Annotated in this window: 16 protein-coding genes; 9 read left to right on the forward strand and 7 right to left on the reverse strand. The window is 70.4% G+C overall.

The window, feature by feature from the left end:
- Nucleotides 1–248 precede the first annotated feature (248 nt).
- From V1318_RS11870 to V1318_RS11880, 3 genes are all read right to left on the reverse strand, one after another.
- On the reverse strand, nt 249–1,277 hold the full coding sequence (locus tag V1318_RS11870; protein ID WP_332939884.1) for an MBL fold metallo-hydrolase: 1,029 nt from the start codon (nt 1,275–1,277) through the stop codon (nt 249–251).
- Between the two features lie 124 nt (nt 1,278–1,401).
- Nucleotides 1,402–1,953: a GNAT family N-acetyltransferase gene (locus V1318_RS11875; protein ID WP_332939886.1), complete on the reverse strand. Its 552-nt coding sequence runs from the start codon at nt 1,951–1,953 to the stop codon at nt 1,402–1,404.
- Nucleotides 1,950–2,300, reverse strand: a complete 351-nt coding sequence (locus V1318_RS11880; protein ID WP_332939887.1) for a hypothetical protein — start codon at nt 2,298–2,300, stop codon at nt 1,950–1,952. Before V1318_RS11880 ends, V1318_RS11875 begins: the two co-directional genes overlap by 4 nt.
- A gap of 204 nt (nt 2,301–2,504) precedes the next feature.
- Between V1318_RS11880 and V1318_RS11885 the strand changes: the two genes are divergently transcribed.
- The 6 genes from V1318_RS11885 to V1318_RS11910 all read left to right on the forward strand — a co-directional run bounded on the left by V1318_RS11885 (nt 2,505) and on the right by V1318_RS11910 (nt 8,445).
- Nucleotides 2,505–3,170 carry a response regulator transcription factor gene (locus V1318_RS11885; protein WP_332939888.1) on the forward strand — a complete coding sequence of 222 codons (666 nt, stop codon included), beginning with the start codon at nt 2,505–2,507 and terminating at the stop codon, nt 3,168–3,170.
- Nucleotides 3,167–4,546 carry an ATP-binding protein gene (locus tag V1318_RS11890; protein WP_332939889.1) on the forward strand — a complete coding sequence of 460 codons (1,380 nt, stop codon included), beginning with the start codon at nt 3,167–3,169 and terminating at the stop codon, nt 4,544–4,546. The genes V1318_RS11885 and V1318_RS11890 overlap by 4 nt, the downstream gene beginning before the upstream one ends.
- Before the next feature lie 86 nt (nt 4,547–4,632).
- Nucleotides 4,633–5,232, forward strand: a complete 600-nt coding sequence (locus tag V1318_RS11895; protein WP_332939890.1) for a hypothetical protein — start codon at nt 4,633–4,635, stop codon at nt 5,230–5,232.
- A gap of 67 nt (nt 5,233–5,299) precedes the next feature.
- Nucleotides 5,300–6,661 (forward strand): NIPSNAP family protein, encoded by a 1,362-nt coding sequence (locus tag V1318_RS11900; protein WP_332939891.1) that lies wholly within the window; start codon nt 5,300–5,302, stop codon nt 6,659–6,661.
- Between the two features lie 418 nt (nt 6,662–7,079).
- Nucleotides 7,080–7,778, forward strand: coding sequence for a YafY family protein (locus V1318_RS11905; RefSeq protein ID WP_332939892.1), 699 nt, complete (start codon nt 7,080–7,082; stop codon nt 7,776–7,778).
- Nucleotides 7,779–8,058: 280 nt separating this feature from the next.
- The gene (locus V1318_RS11910; RefSeq protein WP_055905503.1) at nt 8,059–8,445 is read left to right on the forward strand and encodes an HU family DNA-binding protein; all 387 of its coding nucleotides are present in this window, start codon (nt 8,059–8,061) and stop codon (nt 8,443–8,445) included.
- A 544-nt stretch (nt 8,446–8,989) separates the two neighbouring features.
- Here the strand turns inward: V1318_RS11910 and V1318_RS11915 are convergent.
- Together V1318_RS11915 and V1318_RS11920 are read right to left on the reverse strand one after the other, a co-directional pair.
- Entirely contained in the window at nt 8,990–9,622 is a 633-nt protein-coding gene (locus V1318_RS11915) for a response regulator transcription factor (protein ID WP_332939893.1), read from the reverse strand.
- Complete coding sequence (locus V1318_RS11920; protein ID WP_332939894.1) at nt 9,619–10,755, reverse strand: histidine kinase; 1,137 nt, start codon at nt 10,753–10,755, stop codon at nt 9,619–9,621. Before V1318_RS11920 ends, V1318_RS11915 begins: the two co-directional genes overlap by 4 nt.
- 145 nt (nt 10,756–10,900) lie before the next feature.
- Between V1318_RS11920 and V1318_RS11925 the strand changes: the two genes are divergently transcribed.
- Nucleotides 10,901–11,623, forward strand: coding sequence for a hypothetical protein (locus V1318_RS11925; RefSeq protein WP_332939895.1), 723 nt, complete (start codon nt 10,901–10,903; stop codon nt 11,621–11,623).
- Between the two features lie 142 nt (nt 11,624–11,765).
- Nucleotides 11,766–13,154: an FAD/NAD(P)-binding protein gene (locus V1318_RS11930; protein WP_332939896.1), complete on the forward strand. Its 1,389-nt coding sequence runs from the start codon at nt 11,766–11,768 to the stop codon at nt 13,152–13,154.
- Nucleotides 13,155–13,185: 31 nt separating this feature from the next.
- Here the strand turns inward: V1318_RS11930 and phhA are convergent, their stop codons facing one another.
- A complete protein-coding gene (phhA, locus tag V1318_RS11935; protein ID WP_332939897.1) occupies nt 13,186–14,079 on the reverse strand; it encodes a phenylalanine 4-monooxygenase in 894 nt (297 codons plus the stop codon).
- Nucleotides 14,080–14,201: 122 nt separating this feature from the next.
- Between phhA and V1318_RS11940 the strand changes: the two genes are divergently transcribed.
- Nucleotides 14,202–14,678: an Lrp/AsnC family transcriptional regulator gene (locus V1318_RS11940; protein ID WP_332939898.1), complete on the forward strand. Its 477-nt coding sequence runs from the start codon at nt 14,202–14,204 to the stop codon at nt 14,676–14,678.
- Nucleotides 14,679–14,808: 130 nt separating this feature from the next.
- Here the strand turns inward: V1318_RS11940 and V1318_RS11945 are convergent, their stop codons facing one another.
- Nucleotides 14,809–15,501 (reverse strand): aspartate/glutamate racemase family protein, encoded by a 693-nt coding sequence (locus tag V1318_RS11945; protein ID WP_332939899.1) that lies wholly within the window; start codon nt 15,499–15,501, stop codon nt 14,809–14,811.
- Nucleotides 15,502–15,519 lie beyond the last annotated feature (18 nt).

The following is a 15,519-nucleotide window of genomic DNA, read 5'->3' on the forward strand; positions in this document are numbered from 1 at the left end:
CATCGGGCTACGGCGAATGATGCGGTGCGCCTGCGGCTTACCGCATCCTACGGCTTCGCTTTGGATCAACGCCCCGTGCGCCACCACGCCGAAGTCGCCGGCGGCGCGTGCAGGTTCACCGGCTTACCGCGTCCTGCGAGTTTCGACGCGGCCGTAGGATGCGGTGAAACCGCATCATCGCGACATCGGGCTACGGCGAATGATGCGGTGCGCCTGCGGCTTACCGCATCCTACGGCTTCGCTTTGGATCAACGCCCCGTACGCCACCACGCCGAGGTCGCCGGCGGTGCGTGCAGGTTCACCGGCGTGCCCATCACCGGGGTCAGGGTTTCCACGCCGGCTTCGCGCGCCAGGGCGGTGATGCGCTCCATCGGATCGGTCCAGGCGTGCATGGCCAGGTCGAAGGTGCCGTTGTGGATTGGCAGCAGGCGTTGGCCGCGCAGGTCCAGATGCGCCTGCAGGGTCTGCTCGGGCAGCATGTGCACGCCCGCCCACTGCGGGTTGTAGGCACCGCATTCCAGCAGGGTCAGGTCGAAGGGGCCGTACTTCTCGCCGATCGCCTTGAAGCCGTCGAAGTAGCCGGTGTCGCCGCTGAAGTACAGGTTCAGGCGCGAGCTGCGGATCACCCACGAGGTCCACAGAGTCGGGTTGTCGGCGAACATCGCGCGCCCGGAGAAATGCTGCGAAGGCGTGGCGACGAAGCGCACGCCGTCGATGCGGGTCGACTGCCACCAATCCAGCTGCTGCACCTTGGCCGCGTCCACGCCCCACTCGATCAGCAGGTCGCCCACGCCCAGCGGCGCCAGGAAGTGTTCGGTCTTGGCCGCCAGTTCCAGCACCGCGGCCTTGTCGAGGTGGTCGTAGTGGTCGTGCGACAGGATCACGCCCTTGATCGGCGGCAGCTGCGCGATCGTCATCGGCGGCGCGTGGAAGCGCTTGGGACCGGCCCACTGCACCGGCGAGGCGCGTTCGGAGAACACCGGGTCGGTGAGCCAGAACGCGCCGTCGAGCTTGAGCAGCACGGTGGAGTGGCCGAATCGCACCAGGCTGCCGTCGGGCGCGGCCAGCAATTGCTCGCGCGTGAGCGCCGCCACCGGCGGCGCGGTCGCCGGCACGGTGTCGGCGGGCTTGTCGAAGGCGAAGCGCCAGAGCATGGCCGGCATTTCCCGCCAGCCTACGGTCTTGGGCGTGACGGGGTTGCGGAAACCGCCGTCGCGGAACTGCGGCGAATCGGGGTAGGCGGTGCTGCGGCAAGCGCTGAGGGAGAGCGTGGTCATGAGGGCGGTGACTACCAAAAGGGACAGGAGCGCGCGACGCGCGCGGCGCCGCCGGCGCGGGCGCGCCGGGGCGAGGGGGACGGGCAGCTGCGCGCGCGCGCCGGGTTCGGAATCGGACATGGCTTCACCCCGCGTCGCCGGCCGGGTTCACCGGCAGCACATAGCGCAAGGCTTCCATGCGCGTCGCGCGCCGGGGCAGGTCCAGCGCGCGCGCGGCCTCGCTCCAGGCCGGCGCCTGCCACTGCAGATTGAGACAGCCGAAGCGCGCGGCGGCGCCCAGGGCCTGTTCGAACAGCAGGGCTTCGATCCCGCGTTCGCGCCAGGCGGCGCGCACGTACAGGCCTTCCAGGCACAGGTGGTAGGCGCGCTCCAGCAGGGAGAAGCCGACCGTGGCGCTGGCATAGGCGACCGCCTCGCCGTCTACGCAGGCGATCCAGGCCCAGGCCCGCAGCGGCGGTTCGAACAGGGCCTCGCGCAGCTCCAGCAGGCTGTCGCGTGCGTGGCCGTAGGGCCGGCGTTCGAATACCGTCAGCTCCGCATGCTCGCTGCACAGGCGCAACAGCGCGGGCAGGTCTTCGGGGCGCACGCCACGAACCTGCGGGCCCGCCGGCGCGGCCGTCGTCGGTCGCTGCGCGAGGTCGCGCATCACGCTCATCAGGGGAGAGACCAGGCTCATACTTCGGCCCCCAGATCGATGGCCTGGCTGTCCGCGCCCGCGCAGCGGCGGGTCTCGCGGCTGGCGCGGATCCGCTGCAGGCGCAGCTCGGCGTCCGATTGCGCCGAACGGGCCGAGGCGTAGCGCACGCCCACCGCGATCGGCAGCACCGCCTTCCAGGCGTCGCTGCGCGCGCGCAGGGCGGCGTCGCGGCTGCGCTCGCTCAGGGCCTGTTCCTGGGCCAGGGCCTCGCAGTCCAGCTCGGCGATCGCGGTCAGCGGGGTCTGGCTGCGCGGGATGGAGGCGCAACCTACGAGCAGCGCCGGGGTTACGATCAGGGTCAAAACGGGATGTGACGATGCGTGCATGGCGATCTCCGTTCGGTACGACCCGTGGGGTGGGCCGGCGAGGAGGATGCTGCGCGCGCGCTTTTAAGAAGTTTTTAAGTGCGCTAAAGCCGGGCTGAACGCGCCGCGCACGGCTTTAAGAACTTCTTAATCGCCACATTGCACGATAGGTTCCGCCGAATCGCCCGCTGTCCCGCGCCCCCTTTCCTGCCCACGGTTGCCGTCATGAACATCCTGCTGGTCGAAGACGACGTCATGCTGGGCGAGGCCGTGCGCGACGGCCTGCGCCAGAACGGCTTCGCGGTCGACTGGGTCGGCGACGCCGCCCTGGCCAAGACCGCGTTGATCGATCACGCCTACGCCGCGGTGCTGCTGGACCTGGGCCTGCCGGGCAGCTCCGGCCTGAGCGTGCTGTCGGTGCTGCGCGGCCGCTACGACGCCACCCCGGTGCTGATCCTGACCGCGCGCGACAAGCTCAGCGACCGCATCGTCGGCCTGGACGCGGGCGCCGACGATTACATCGTCAAACCCTTCCAGCCCGACGAGCTGTACGCGCGTTTGCGCGCGGTGATGCGGCGCAGCCAGGGCCGGGTGTCGCCGGTGCTCAGCTACGCCAACCTGGTGCTGGACCCGGCGCGGCGCGAGGTCACCCGCGACGGCGAGCCGGTGGCCCTGAGCGCGCACGAGTTCCGCACCCTGATGCTGCTGATGGAGCGCCAGGGCCGCGTGGTCACGCGCGAGCAGCTGGAGGAGGCCGTGTACGGCAGCTCCGGCACGATCGAGAGCAACACCATCGCGGTCTACGTGCACCAGTTGCGGCGCAAGCTCGGTGAGCAGGTGATCGCGACCGTGCACGGCTACGGCTATCGCATCGGCGGCGCCCAGGCATGAGGACGCGGTCGCTGCGCTGGCGCCTGACCTGGGTGCTGCTGAAGGCGGTGATGGTGGCCTGGCTGGTCTGGATGGGCTGCCAGGTCTGGCAGCAGCGCATGGAGCGTACCGGCCTGTGGGACGCCTCGCTGCGCGACATCGCCGCGCAGGTGCTGGGCTCGATGCCCGATGGCCTGGAGAACCTCCCGGCGCGCGCGCGTACCTCCAAGCCCAACGGCGCGCGCGATTGGAAGATGAGCTTCCAGGTCTGGGTCGACGGCCGCAACGTGGTGTATTCGCCGGCCGCGCCGTTGGAGCCGCTGAAGCCGGGCTTCGCCGAGGGTTTCGCCACGCGCGTGATCGACGGCGAGCGCTGGCGCGTGTACAGCCTCACCGATTCGCAGCGCGGCATCACCGTCCAGGTCGGCCGCTCCAAGTACCAGATCGTCAACGAGATGCGCGGCTGGATCGCCTGGAGCGTGCTCGCGGCGGCGCTGATCTTCGTGCTGTTCGGCATCGCCGTGTGGGGCGTGATCGGGCGCTCGCTGCGGCCGCTGACCGCGCTGCGCAACACCCTGCTGCAGCGCAAGCCGCTGGATCTCACCCCGCTGGCCGCGCCCGGCCTGCCCAGCGAGTTCCGGCCGCTGGTGGACGCCTTCAACGCCCAGCTCGAGCGCGTCGACGCCGCGGTCCAGCACGAGCGCCGGTTCATCGCCGACGCCGCTCACGAGCTGCGCACGCCGCTGGCGGTGCTGACCGCGCACGCCGACCTGGCCCTGCGCGCCGACACCATCGAAGAGAAGAACGCCGCGCTGCAGCGCCTCAGCGCGGGCGTGCAACGCAGCGCGCGCCTGTCCGAACAGCTGCTGGATCTGGCCCGCCTGGACGCCGGCGTCGACCCGCCGCCGCTGCTGCCGGTGTCGCTGTCGGAGCTGGTGGTGCTGGTGGTGCGCGATTTCGAAACCCTGGCCCGCGACCGCCGCCAGCGCGTCAGCCTGCAGTCCGAGCCCTGCACCATCCTCGGCGACGTCGACCAGCTCGGCATCCTGCTGCGCAACCTGATCGACAACGCGGTGCGCTATGCGGGCATGGACGGCCAGGTCGCGGTGTCCTGCCTGCACGCGGTCCGCGACGGCGTGAACGGGGTCGAGCTGCGCGTCTCCGACAACGGCCCCGGCGTACCCGTGGCCGATCGCGGCCGCATCTTCGACCGCTTCTTCCGCGTGCCCGGCCAGTCCGAGCCCGGACGCGCCGACCGCGGCAGCGGCATCGGCCTGTCGCTGGTCGCACGCATCGCCCAGATCCACGACGCCCGCATCGAGCCCTGCGACGGTATCGAGGGACGCGGCTTCTGCATCGCGGTGTTCTTCCCGTGCGCGCCCGACCCGGCGAGCTGAAATCGCAAGCCAGGCTACTGACAGCAGGCTGGCAGCAGCCCGGGCGCAGTCTGTACCGGTGCGATCGGCACGGACGGGGCGCCAGCATGGACCGGCAACGACGACGAATCCTGCAATGGGGCCTGGCCGCCCAGGCGGCGGCGATCGCCGCCACCCTGCCCGCGACCGCGTTGGCGCACGCCGCCTCCCCTCCAGCGACAGGACGCTCCGCCATGCCCGAACACGACGGCCGCCACGATTTCGACTTCTACCATGGCCGCTGGCAGGTCAAGAACCGCCGCCTCAAGGAACGCCTGGCCGGCAGCGACGACTGGATCGAGTTCGACGCCATCGACGAATGCAAGCCGGTGCTCGGCGGCATCGGCAGCATGGACCGCTACACCACCGACTGGGGCGGCGGCATCGTCGGCATGGCCCTGCGCCTGTACCGGCCGCAGACCCGGCAGTGGTACGTGTACTGGGCCAGCGACCGCGACGGCGTGCTCGAACCGCCGCTGATCGGCGCCTTCCGCGACGGCGTCGGCGTGTTCGAAGGCCAGGAGGCGCACCAGGGCCGGATGCTGCCCTCGCGCGCGGTCTGGTCGGAGATCACCGAACGCAGCCTGCGCTGGGAACAGGCGCTGTCGCCCGACGGCGGCCAGACCTGGGAGACCAACTGGGTGATGCACATGACCCGCCTGGCCTGAGCGCCCCAGCATCGAATCCGCACGACTCCGTGAACCCCAAGCGCGCGCCGCGCGCAGCGAGACAGTCATGAACGACAGCACGCCCGCCAACGACGGCCGCCACGATTTCGACTTCTTCCACGGCCGCTGGTCGATCCGCAACGAACGCCTGCGCGAACGCCTGGTCGGCTCCACCGACTGGGAAGTGTTCGAGGCCACCCAGGGCTGCGAGCCCATCCTGGGCGGCCTGGGCAACGTCGACGATTTCGTCACCGACTGGGGCCGCCCAGGCTCCGGCGAGAAGTTCCTCGGCATGACCCTGCGCCTGTTCAATCCGGAAACCCGGCAGTGGAGCCTGTACTGGGCCGGCAACCACGACGGCGTGCTGGAGCCGCCGGTGGTGGGCGCGTTCAAGGACGGCGTCGGCACCTTCGTCGGCGCCGCCGAGCACGAAGGCCGGCTGGTCCTGGCCAAGTTCACCTGGGACCAGATCAGCGCCAACGCCGCGCATTGGCACCAGGCCTTCTCCGCCGACGGCGGCAAGACCTGGGAAACCAACTGGCACATGTGGATGCGCCGCATCGACGAGCACGGCCGCCTGGTCCACGACGACGCGGTGATCGAGCTGCGCCAGTACACGATGAACCCGGGCCGCCGCGACGATCTGATCGGCCTGTTCGAGCGCGAGTTCATCGAAACCCAGGAAGCGGTCGGCATCCACCTCATCGGCCAGTTCCGCGATCTCGACGACCCCGACCGCTACGTCTGGCTGCGCGGCTTCCCGGGCATGCGCGAGCGCGCCGCGGCGCTGAACTCGTTCTACTTCGGCCCGGTCTGGCTGCGCCATCGCGAGGCCGCCAACGCGACCTTGCTGGACAACGACAACGTGCTGCTGCTCAAGCCCGCGCGTCCGGGCTCGGGCTTCCGGCCGGCGCCGGCAGCGCGCGCGCCGGTCGGCGCCAGCCAGTTGCCCGAAGCGGTCTACGTGGCCGGCATCTGCTCGTTGAACGCGCCGGCCGAGGACGGTTTCGACGAACTGTTCGAGACCGCGTTCGCGCCGCTGCTGCGCGGTTCCGGTGCCGAGCTGGTCGCGACCTACGTCACCGACCCCAGCGAGAACAGCTTCCCGCGCCTGCCCGTGCGCGAGGGCGAACGGGTGTTCGTGTGGTTCGCGCGCTACGCCGACGAGGACCACTGGGCGCATGCGACCCGCACGCTGAACCTGGATCCGCGTTGGCGCGACGTGCTGGTGGACGCGATGCTGGGCGACCTGAGCGCCGCGCCGGTGCTGCTGCGATTGGGCCCGGCCGCGCGCTCGGAACTGGCCGACGTCGACGCACCGCAACAGGCCGCGGCCGCGGCGGTGGCCCGCGCCATGGCGATGGCCGCGGCGGTCGGCGACCCGCGTCCCGGCCGCGATTCGGACGCGGAACTGGCGTTCGTCTCGTAAGGCGCGCGCCGGTTGGCCGGGTTCGAAGTGCAGGCGTCGAGACTTCGTGTCGCAGCGCTCGATGCTGCGTTTCGAGCGCGCGTGCCGAGTCGCGACGCGGCACGGCACGCTCCCCGTTCCGCTCCACTGTCGCTGATTCACCTCCGCCGTCTTACATCGCTAGCGTTGCTGCCCCGACCTGCGTCCCTCTCCCGCTTGACCCCCGCTCCCGCTTGCGGGAGCGGGGCGGGGTGAGGGGAAGTGCGGCGTCGCCGGCGCAAAGACTCTTTGCTCGTCATCCCCATGGAGGCGCGGATCCAGCGACCTCAGCGCCATCCCGCCGTCCGCCCCGCGAATCACGGTCCACTGCCCACCCCATCGCCATGCTCCGCTCCCCCGCCCGTGTTGAGCCCGGACCCGCGTCGCGGGATCATGCGGCATGCGCCGCGCCGACCGACTGTTCCTGCTGATCCATGCCCTGCGCGGACGCCGCCAAGCGATCACCGCCCAGCATCTGGCCAAGACGCTGGCGGTATCGTTGCGCACGGTCTACCGCGATGTCGCCGACCTGCAGCGCTCCGGCGTGCCGATCGAGGGCGAGGCCGGTGTCGGCTACGTCCTGCGCAAAGGCTCGGACATCCCGCCGCTGATGTTCAGTCCCGACGAGCTCGAAGCCCTGGTGGTCGGTACGCGCTTCGTGCGCGCCTTCGCCGGCGAGCGTCTGGGCGAAAGCGCGACCGCGGCGTTGCTCAAGATCGAGGCGGTGCTGCCGCCGGAGCTCAAGGATCGCAGCCGTCGCACCCGCATCTTCGCGCCTCAGCTCAGCGGCCGGATCGAGGCCAGCGGCCTGATCGACGCCCTGCATGGCGCGATCTCCGACCTGCGCGTGCTGCGCCTGCTGTACCGCGACGGCGAGGCCCGCGCCAGCCAGCGCGAGGTCGAGCCGCTGTGCCTGTCGTTCTGGGGCGGCAGCTGGACCCTGGGGGCGTGGTGCCGCCTGCGCGGCGACTTCCGCAACTTCCGTCCCGACCGCATCGTCGAGTACGCGTCCACCGGCGAAACCTTCGGCGACAGCCGCGAGCGCGGCCTGGACGCCTACCTGCGTTCGGTCGGCGCCAATCCCGCCGACGCCCGCTGAAGCGCGTCGCGATGCGGCGCTCGGCGCCCGCCGCCGGTCCGGCGCGGGCGCATTCGGGCCGTATCGGCGGTGCCCGGCTCGCCGTCGCGCGCGCCCGTCCTGGCCCGATTTGGCTCCGTTTCGCGCCCGCATCGGCGACCGCTCGGGCGCGACGATGAAAAAAAAGCGCTTTTTCCGCCATTCGGCGCTTGGCGCGGCCGCCATGTTGTCCTACATTCCGCCTTGCCGAAGGGGTTTCCTGGCAAACCATCCATTCATCGAGCATCACCGGGACAAATAAATGGCGACGAAGAAGAAAGTTGTTGCGAAGAAGAAGGCGGCTCCGAAGGCTGCCGCCAAGCCGGCCGCGCCGAAGCCGATCAAGGAAGCGCTGAGCAAGTCGGGCCTGGTCGCCCACCTGGCCGAAACCACCGGCGTGGTGGCCAAGGACATCCGCTCGGTGCTGTCGGCGCTTGAAGGCGCCGTGCACGCTTCGATCAGCAAGAAGGGCGCGGGTGCGTTCACCCTGCCGGGCCTGCTGAAGATCACCGCCGTCAACGTGCCGGCCAAGCCGAAGCGCAAGGGCATCAACCCCTTCACCAAGGAAGAGCAGTGGTTCGCTGCCAAGCCGGCTTCGGTTAAGGTCAAGGTGCGTCCGCTCAAGAAGCTCAAGGACGCCGCGGCCTGATCGCCCGTCTCGCGGAGCGCGGCCTGGCGCCGCCTCCGCACGCCGCACCCTCTTCCGTTCGCGGGAGAGGGTGTGCGCTTCCCCCGGTCTGCGACCGCGGTCTTGGGTTTTCCCCTGCACGATGGCTTGAGCGGCGCTGAGGCGCGGGCTCGCCGTCCCTGGTTCGACAGTCCCACCACGAACGGCTTCCGGCGTTCCGTCGCCCCCGCTTTCGCCTCCCCCTTTGAAAAAGGGGATCGAGGGGGATTTGCTCTTGCAGCGGCGCGAGCCCGCCGCTCATGGCTCGACAGCCCCACCACGAACGGCTTCCGGCGTTCCGTCGCCCCGCTTTCGCCTCCCCCTTTGAAAAAGGGGATCGAGGGGGATTTGCTCTTGGCGCCGCGCAAGGCCGCCGCTCATGGTTCGACGGACTCACCACGAACCGCTTCAGGAAAAGAACAGTTGGGGAAAAGAACGGCTTTGTGAGTGGAGCCGTCCCTGGAAAATCCGGCCCAGGACGCAGATGCCCCCAGCATCGCTTCAAATCGCCCGCGAGGCCGTCGCCTCAAATCACCCGCAACGTGATCGCCTTCAACACCGCGCGAGTGCGATCCCGGGTGTCCAGCTTCTCCAGGATCACCGACACGTAGTTCTTGACCGTGCCCTCGGCCAGGAACATCGCGCGGGCGATCTCCTTGTTCGAATAGCCGCCGGCCATCAGCCGCAGCACCGAGACCTCGCGTTCGGTGAACAGCGCGCGCGGGGCGTCGTCGGCGTGGTAGCGGTAGCGCGCGCGCACCGGTTCGGTGCTGACCGGTTGCAGCAGGGTGTCGCCGGCGGCGACGCGCACGATCGCGTCGTACAGGTCTTCCGGGGCGGCGTCCTTGAGCAGGAAACCCTGCGCGCCGGCCTCGGTCGCGCGCAGCAGCAGGTCGCCGTCGTCGAAGGTGGTCAGCAGCAGCACCGGGGTGCGGTCGCCGCGCTCGCGCAGTCGCACCAGCGCCTCGATGCCGTCGACGCCGGGCATGCGGATGTCGCTGAGGATCACGTCCACCGGCGTCTCCAGCAGGCCCTGCAGCAGGCGCTCGCCGTCGTCGGCCTCGAAGGCGATGCTCACCCCCTGCAGCTCCAGCAGGGCGCGCAGGCCGGCGCGCACCAGCGCCTGGTCGTCGGCCAGGGCGATCCGCGGCGCGCTCATGCGGGCAGCTCCGCTTCGATCCGCAGCGCGCCGCGTACGGTGGTTTGCAGGCTAAGGCTGCCGCCGGCCGCGGACACGCGTTCGCGCATGCCGGCCAGGCCGTTGCCCTCGCACAGCGCGCCGCGCACCTGGCCGTCGTCCTCGACGCTGATGCGCAGCTTCGCGCCGTCGCGGCCGATCTCGACCCGCACCCGCTCGGCATCGGCATGGCGGGCGCTGTTGGTCAGCGCTTCCTGGACCAGGCGCAGGATGGTCTCGGCGATCGCCGGATCGGTAAGGTGAACGTCGTCGGCGATGCTCAGCTCCAGCCGCGGGCGCGGCATCGGCGCGGCCAGCGCGCGCAGGGCCACGCCCAGGTCCAGTCCGCGCGTGTCGCGCAGGGCCTGGACCACGTTGCGGATATCGCCCAGCAATTCGCTGGACAGGCGTTGCGCGATCGCGATCTCGGGGCGCTTGGCGTAGTCCGGATCGGCGGCCAGCGCGCGCAGGTTCAAGGTCATGGCGGTGAGTTTATGCCCGGCGACATCGTGCAGTTCGCGCGCCACCCGCAGGCGCTCGGCGTCGCGCGCGCTGTCGGCCAGCAGGGCGCGGGTGGCCAGCAGGTCGGCGTTGACGCGCGAGAGCTGGTCGCGCGCGTCCTCGGCGCGGCGCGCGTAGTGCGCGATCAGCGACGAGAACGCCTGGAAGCCGGCGAAGATCAGCACCACGATCAGGGCCGCGTTGTGGCCCGAGGCGCGCAGCACCAGGAACAGGGCCAGATCGATCAGCAGCATCGCCGCCAGCGTGATCCGCGCCGGGTAGATCATCGCCAGCTGCGCCGACAGGATCACCAGCAGCGCCGGCGTCGTGCCGCCGCGCGGCGCCAGCCAGGTCACCGCCAGCGCGCAGACCGCTTCGGCCGCCAGCAGCGCCGCGGTCAGCGTGCGCTGGCTGCGCGGCACGAAATCGCCGATCAGGAAGGCCAGGCCGAAACCGGCCATCGCCAGCCATTGCGCGAGGTTGTCGACGCGATCGTCGAAGCGCAGCGACAAGCCGACCGCCAGCCAGGTCAGCAGGGCCGGCAGGTTCAGGGGTTGGAACACCACGCGCAGGAAGGCGTTGTCCAGGATCGCTCGCTCGAATAGGGACTTCATGCCCGCATGCTGCGTGCGCGCGTGGCCGCTGGCAATGCCCGTTCGGCGAAAGGTGACTTTCGGCAGGTCGCGGCGGTGACCGCCGACACTGCGTTGGCGGCGCGCGCGGACCGAGGCTGTGCGCAACCGCCAAGGAGCCGCCGTCATGACCGCTTACTCGATCCTGGTTGCCGCGCACGGAACCATCGGCGTGGTCGCGCTGGCCACGTTCTGGGCCGCCGCCGCGCTGCGCAAGGGCAGCCCCCTGCACCGCCGCGCCGGCCAGGTCTATCTGCTGGCGATGCTGGGCATCCTGCTCACCGCGGTGCCGATGGCGCTGGTGCGGTATGCGCAGGGCCAGCTCCACATCGCGGTGTTCCTGGGCTACCTGGTCGCGATCACCGCCAACGGCGTGTGGGCGGCCTGGCGCGCGATCCGCGACAAGCACGACGTCGCGCGCTACACCGGGCCGGTCTACGTCGCCTCCGGCCTGCTCGCGCTGTTGGCCGGCGCGGGCGTGCTCGCGCTGGGCCTGCACGAAGGCTCGCCCTTGTTCATCGGCTTCTCCGCGATCGGCCTGTACGTCGGCTACGACACCTTGAACAAGCGCCTGCATCGCCAGCGCCTGGCCGCGCGCCCGCGCTGGTGGCTGATCGAGCACTACAGCGCGATGCTGGGCAACGCCATCGCCACCCATGTCGCCTTCCTGGCGATCGGCCTGCCGCGCCTGCTGCCGGCGATCGACGGCGTGGCCCTGCATTACTTCGCCTGGTTCGGCCCCCTGATCGTGGCGGTGGTCGCCAAGCTCGTGCTGGATCGCAAGTACGCCGCGGCGCGGCCCGCGCCCGCCGCTACCGCGCTCGGCGCCGGAAGTTCGCGCGCGGCGTGATCGCGGCCACGCCGGCGAGATTCCGTTCGGCTATGTGCCCGTGCCGTTTCGTTGGGTAAGGCCCGTGCGCAAATAACCCTCGCTTTACCAACGCGCCGACGCGATCCATTAGAACGGAGCCTCCCTCAGCGGAGGCATGCGTATGCGGATCACGATCATCGGCGCCGGCTTCAGCGGCAGCGCCCTGGCGAGCGAACTGGCGGCGCAGGCCGGCGCTGACGTCGACATCGCCCTGGTCGGCGTGGCGGACAGCTACGGCCGCGGCGTGGCCTACGGCGAGGCGCGCCCGGAGCACCTGCTCAACGTGCGCGCGCGCGACCTCGGCGCGGTTGCGGACTACCCGGCCGAGTTCGCCGACTGGCTCAACCTCACCGAACGCGCGCGCCAGAGCTTCCTGCCGCGGCTGTTGTACGGCGAATACCTGCACGCGCGCCTGCGCGCGGCGGCCGACACCAGCGCCGCCACCCTGCATCTGATCGAGCAGGAGGCGATCGCGGTCGAGCGCAGCCCCGGCGGTTTCCGCGTCCACCTGGCCGACGGCAGCGACTTCTTCAGCGAACGCGTGGTGCTGACCCTGGGCGCGTTGCCGCCGCAGCCGCTGGCGGGCGTGGGCCCGCGCCTGGCGGTACATCCCAGCTATCTGGGCTGGCCTTGGCAAGACGGCGCGATCGACCGCATCGCGCCGGACGCGCGTTTGCTGGTGATCGGCACCGGCCTGACCATGGCCGACGTGGTCGCGACCCTGCGCCGGCGCGGCCACACCGGGCCGATCACCGCGCTGTCGCGCCACGGGCTGCTGCCGCGCCGCCATCTGGACGAGGCCAGTCCGCCGATCGCCCTGCCGCCGACCGTGCTGCAGGCCTTGAACGCGCACGACCTGGGCCAGCTGCTGCGCTCGCTGCGCCTGCTGCTGCCGATCGTGTCCGACTGGCGCAGCCTGATCGACGCCTTGCGCCCCTATCTGCAGGGCTTCTGGCGCGGCCTGCCGGAGCCGCAGCGCGCGCGTTTTTTGCGCCACCTGCGTTCGTACTGGGAGAGCGTGCGCCACCGCCTGGCGCCGCCGGTCGCGGCCGAGCTGGATGCCCTGCAGATCAGCGGCCAGCTGAGCGTGCGCGCCGGCCGCCTGCTGCGCGCGCGCCGCGGCGCCGACGCGGTCGAGGCGCTGATCCGCGAACGCGGCCAGAGCCAGGTGCGCAGCGAGTCCTACGACATGCTGATCCGCGCCACCGGTTTCGACACCGACATCGAACGCAGCACTCACCCGCTGGTCGCGCACCTGCGCGAATCGGGACTGATCAGCGCCGACCCGCTGGGGTTGGGCCTCAATGCCTCGGAGCGTTACGAAGCCCTGGACGCGAACGGCGCGCCGGTGCGCGGGCTGTACTGCCTGGGGCCGTTGCTGCGCGGGCGGCTGTGGGAAATCACCGCGGTACCGGAATTGCGCGTGGCCGCGCGCGCGCTGGCGCGGCAATTGGCGGCGGCAAGCACGCAAGCCGAGGCGGCGCCTGCGGCCCTGGTCGCGCGGGCCTGAAGCCTGGCGCCCGCCATGCAGCGGGCGCCGCTCAGACGTCGCCGTCGTTGAGCCAGCCTTCGCCGGTGCCGCGGTGGTAGACGGTGTCGCCGGCCAGCACCTCGCCGGCCGGCACCGAGCCCTGTTCGGCGAGCTTGGCGTACAGGGGGGTGAAGTCCGGCGCGGTCGCGTCCATCAGCTGTTCGAAGCTGTCGATCACGAAGTAAGTCTTCTGGTAGGTGTCGATGCGGTAGCGCGTGCGCATGATCCGTTCCAGGTCGAAGCCGATGCGGTTGGGCGCGTCCGAGTCCAGGCAGTAGATCGACTCGCCCTTGGACGAGACGATGCCGCTGCCGTAGATGCGCAGGCCGTCGGCCTGCTTGATCAGGCCGAATTCCACCGTGTACCAGTACAGCCGGGTCAGGTTGACCAGCGCGTCGGGGCCGATCGCGTGCGCCTTCACCCCGCCGCGGCCGTAGGCCTGCATGTAGTCGGCGAACACCGGGTTCATCAGCAGCGGCACGTGACCGAACAGGTCGTGGAACAGGTCGGGCTCGCTGAGGTAGTCGATCTGCTCGGGCTTGCGGATCCACCAGGTCACCGGGAAGCGGCGGTTGGCCAGGTGATCGAAGAAGGTCAGTTCCGGCAGCAGGCCCTCCACGCCGACCAGCTCCCAGCCGGTGGCCGCGCGCAGCACCGCGTTGAGGTCCTCGAACTTGGGGATGCGGTCGGGCGTCATGTGCATGGCGCGCTGCGCGGTCAGGAACTCGTCGCTGGCGCGCCCGACCAGCACCTGCTGCTGGCGTTCGAACAGCTGCGCCCACACCGCATGGTCGCTGGCCGTATAGCTCGACCACGGCTGCTCCACCACGGCGGTCGTATAGACCGGCACGTAGCCCTTGTCGGTGAGCTGGTGTTCGACGCGCTGCGGCGTGGTGGCGTTCATGGCGGCATTCCTGGTTGATCCACGACTGTATCGCCGGTTCCGCGCAATAAGCTTGCGTTGTTGCGCTGATACTCGGTTTCGGCGCATGATTATTGCGCCATTAACGAAATCATTGCACGAATATGACCACCGTTGAGCTGGATCGCACCGACCTGTTGCTGCTGGCCGAACTCCAGCGCCAGGGCCGCCAGACCAATGCCGAGCTGGCCGAACGCGTGCACCTGTCGGCCTCGGCCTGCCTGCGCCGGGTCCAGCGACTGGAGCGCGAGGGCGTGATCGCCGGCTACCGCGCCGAGGTCGATCCCGAGCGCATCGGCCTGGGCCTGCAGGCCTTCGTGCGGGTGCAGCTCAACCACCACGACACCGACGCGCTGGAGCTGTTCCGGCGTTTCGTCAACGAGTGGGACGAGGTGGTCACCTGCCATGCGCTGACCGGCGACATGGACTATCTGCTGCTGGTCGCGGTGCGCGACCTGGAGCACTTCTCGCATTTCCTGCTCGACCGCCTGCTCAATCAGGCCGGCGTGGCCGACGTGAATTCCAGTTTCGTGCTGCGCACGGTGAAGGCGTTTCGCGGGCTGCCGTTGCCGGCGCGTTGATGGTGGCGACGGCGCGATGCGGTTCGCTGCGCTCACCGCATCCTACGACTCACCGTCGTAGCGGCACGCCCTCGTAGGATGTGGTGAGCGCAGCGAACCGCATCGTCGCGCCAAGCCGAACGCCGGCGCCTTACTCGATCGCCGCCAACGCCGCCGCGCGCGCATGCAGCGCCGCGGTGTCGAACACCGGCACCTCGACATCGCCGGGCCCGATCAACAAGCCGATCTCGGTGCAGCCCAGGATCACGCCCTGCGCGCCGCGCGCGACCAGGCCGGCGATGATCGCGCGATAGGCCTGGCGCGATTGGTCGCGGATCGCACCCAGGCACAGCTCGTCGTAGATCACCCGGTGCACGCGCTCGCGATCGTCCGCGTCCGGCACCAGCACCTCCAGGCCGTGGCGTTCGCTCAGGCGCCGGCGGTAGAAATCCTGTTCCATGGTGAAGCGCGTGCCCAGCAGGGCGATGCGCTGCAGGCCCGCGGCGCGGATCGCCGCGCCGGTGGGGTCGGCGATGTGCAGCAGCGGCAGGCCCGACAGCGCCTCCACCTGCTCGGCCACCTTGTGCATGGTGTTGGTGCAGATCACCAGCAGCTCGGCGCCGGCCAGGCGCAGGCCGCGCGCGGCCTCGCCGAGCACGCGCCCGGCCGCGTCCCAGTCGCCGGCGTGCTGCAGGCGTTCGATCTGGGCGAAATCGGCGCTGTACAGCAGCAGCCGCGCCGAGTGCAGGCCGCCCAGGCGTTCCTTCACGGTCTCGTTGATCTGGCGGTAGTAGGGAACCGTCGATTCCCAGCTCATGCCGCCCAGCAGGCCCAGAGTCTTCATGCGCCGAGTATAGGCCCG

The sequence above is a fragment of the Lysobacter sp. CCNWLW3 genome (assembly GCF_036697405.1).
Lineage (GTDB): Bacteria > Pseudomonadota > Gammaproteobacteria > Xanthomonadales > Xanthomonadaceae > Lysobacter.

Bases quoted from the DNA above. Each gene is read 5' to 3' on its own strand.
- V1318_RS11870 (WP_332939884.1), bottom strand. From the start codon at position 1,277: ATGACCACGCTCTCCCTCAGCGCTTGCCGCAGCACCGCCTACCCCGAT.
- V1318_RS11875 (WP_332939886.1), bottom strand. From the start codon at position 1,953: ATGAGCCTGGTCTCTCCCCTGATGAGCGTGATGCGCGACCTCGCGCAG.
- V1318_RS11880 (WP_332939887.1), bottom strand. From the start codon at position 2,300: ATGCACGCATCGTCACATCCCGTTTTGACCCTGATCGTAACCCCGGCG.
- V1318_RS11885 (WP_332939888.1), top strand. From the start codon at position 2,505: ATGAACATCCTGCTGGTCGAAGACGACGTCATGCTGGGCGAGGCCGTG.
- V1318_RS11890 (WP_332939889.1), top strand. From the start codon at position 3,167: ATGAGGACGCGGTCGCTGCGCTGGCGCCTGACCTGGGTGCTGCTGAAG.
- V1318_RS11895 (WP_332939890.1), top strand. From the start codon at position 4,633: ATGGACCGGCAACGACGACGAATCCTGCAATGGGGCCTGGCCGCCCAG.
- V1318_RS11900 (WP_332939891.1), top strand. From the start codon at position 5,300: ATGAACGACAGCACGCCCGCCAACGACGGCCGCCACGATTTCGACTTC.
- V1318_RS11905 (WP_332939892.1), top strand. From the start codon at position 7,080: ATGCGCCGCGCCGACCGACTGTTCCTGCTGATCCATGCCCTGCGCGGA.
- V1318_RS11910 (WP_055905503.1), top strand. From the start codon at position 8,059: ATGGCGACGAAGAAGAAAGTTGTTGCGAAGAAGAAGGCGGCTCCGAAG.
- V1318_RS11915 (WP_332939893.1), bottom strand. From the start codon at position 9,622: ATGAGCGCGCCGCGGATCGCCCTGGCCGACGACCAGGCGCTGGTGCGC.
- V1318_RS11920 (WP_332939894.1), bottom strand. From the start codon at position 10,755: ATGAAGTCCCTATTCGAGCGAGCGATCCTGGACAACGCCTTCCTGCGC.
- V1318_RS11925 (WP_332939895.1), top strand. From the start codon at position 10,901: ATGACCGCTTACTCGATCCTGGTTGCCGCGCACGGAACCATCGGCGTG.
- V1318_RS11930 (WP_332939896.1), top strand. From the start codon at position 11,766: ATGCGGATCACGATCATCGGCGCCGGCTTCAGCGGCAGCGCCCTGGCG.
- phhA (WP_332939897.1), bottom strand. From the start codon at position 14,079: ATGAACGCCACCACGCCGCAGCGCGTCGAACACCAGCTCACCGACAAG.
- V1318_RS11940 (WP_332939898.1), top strand. From the start codon at position 14,202: ATGACCACCGTTGAGCTGGATCGCACCGACCTGTTGCTGCTGGCCGAA.
- V1318_RS11945 (WP_332939899.1), bottom strand. From the start codon at position 15,501: ATGAAGACTCTGGGCCTGCTGGGCGGCATGAGCTGGGAATCGACGGTT.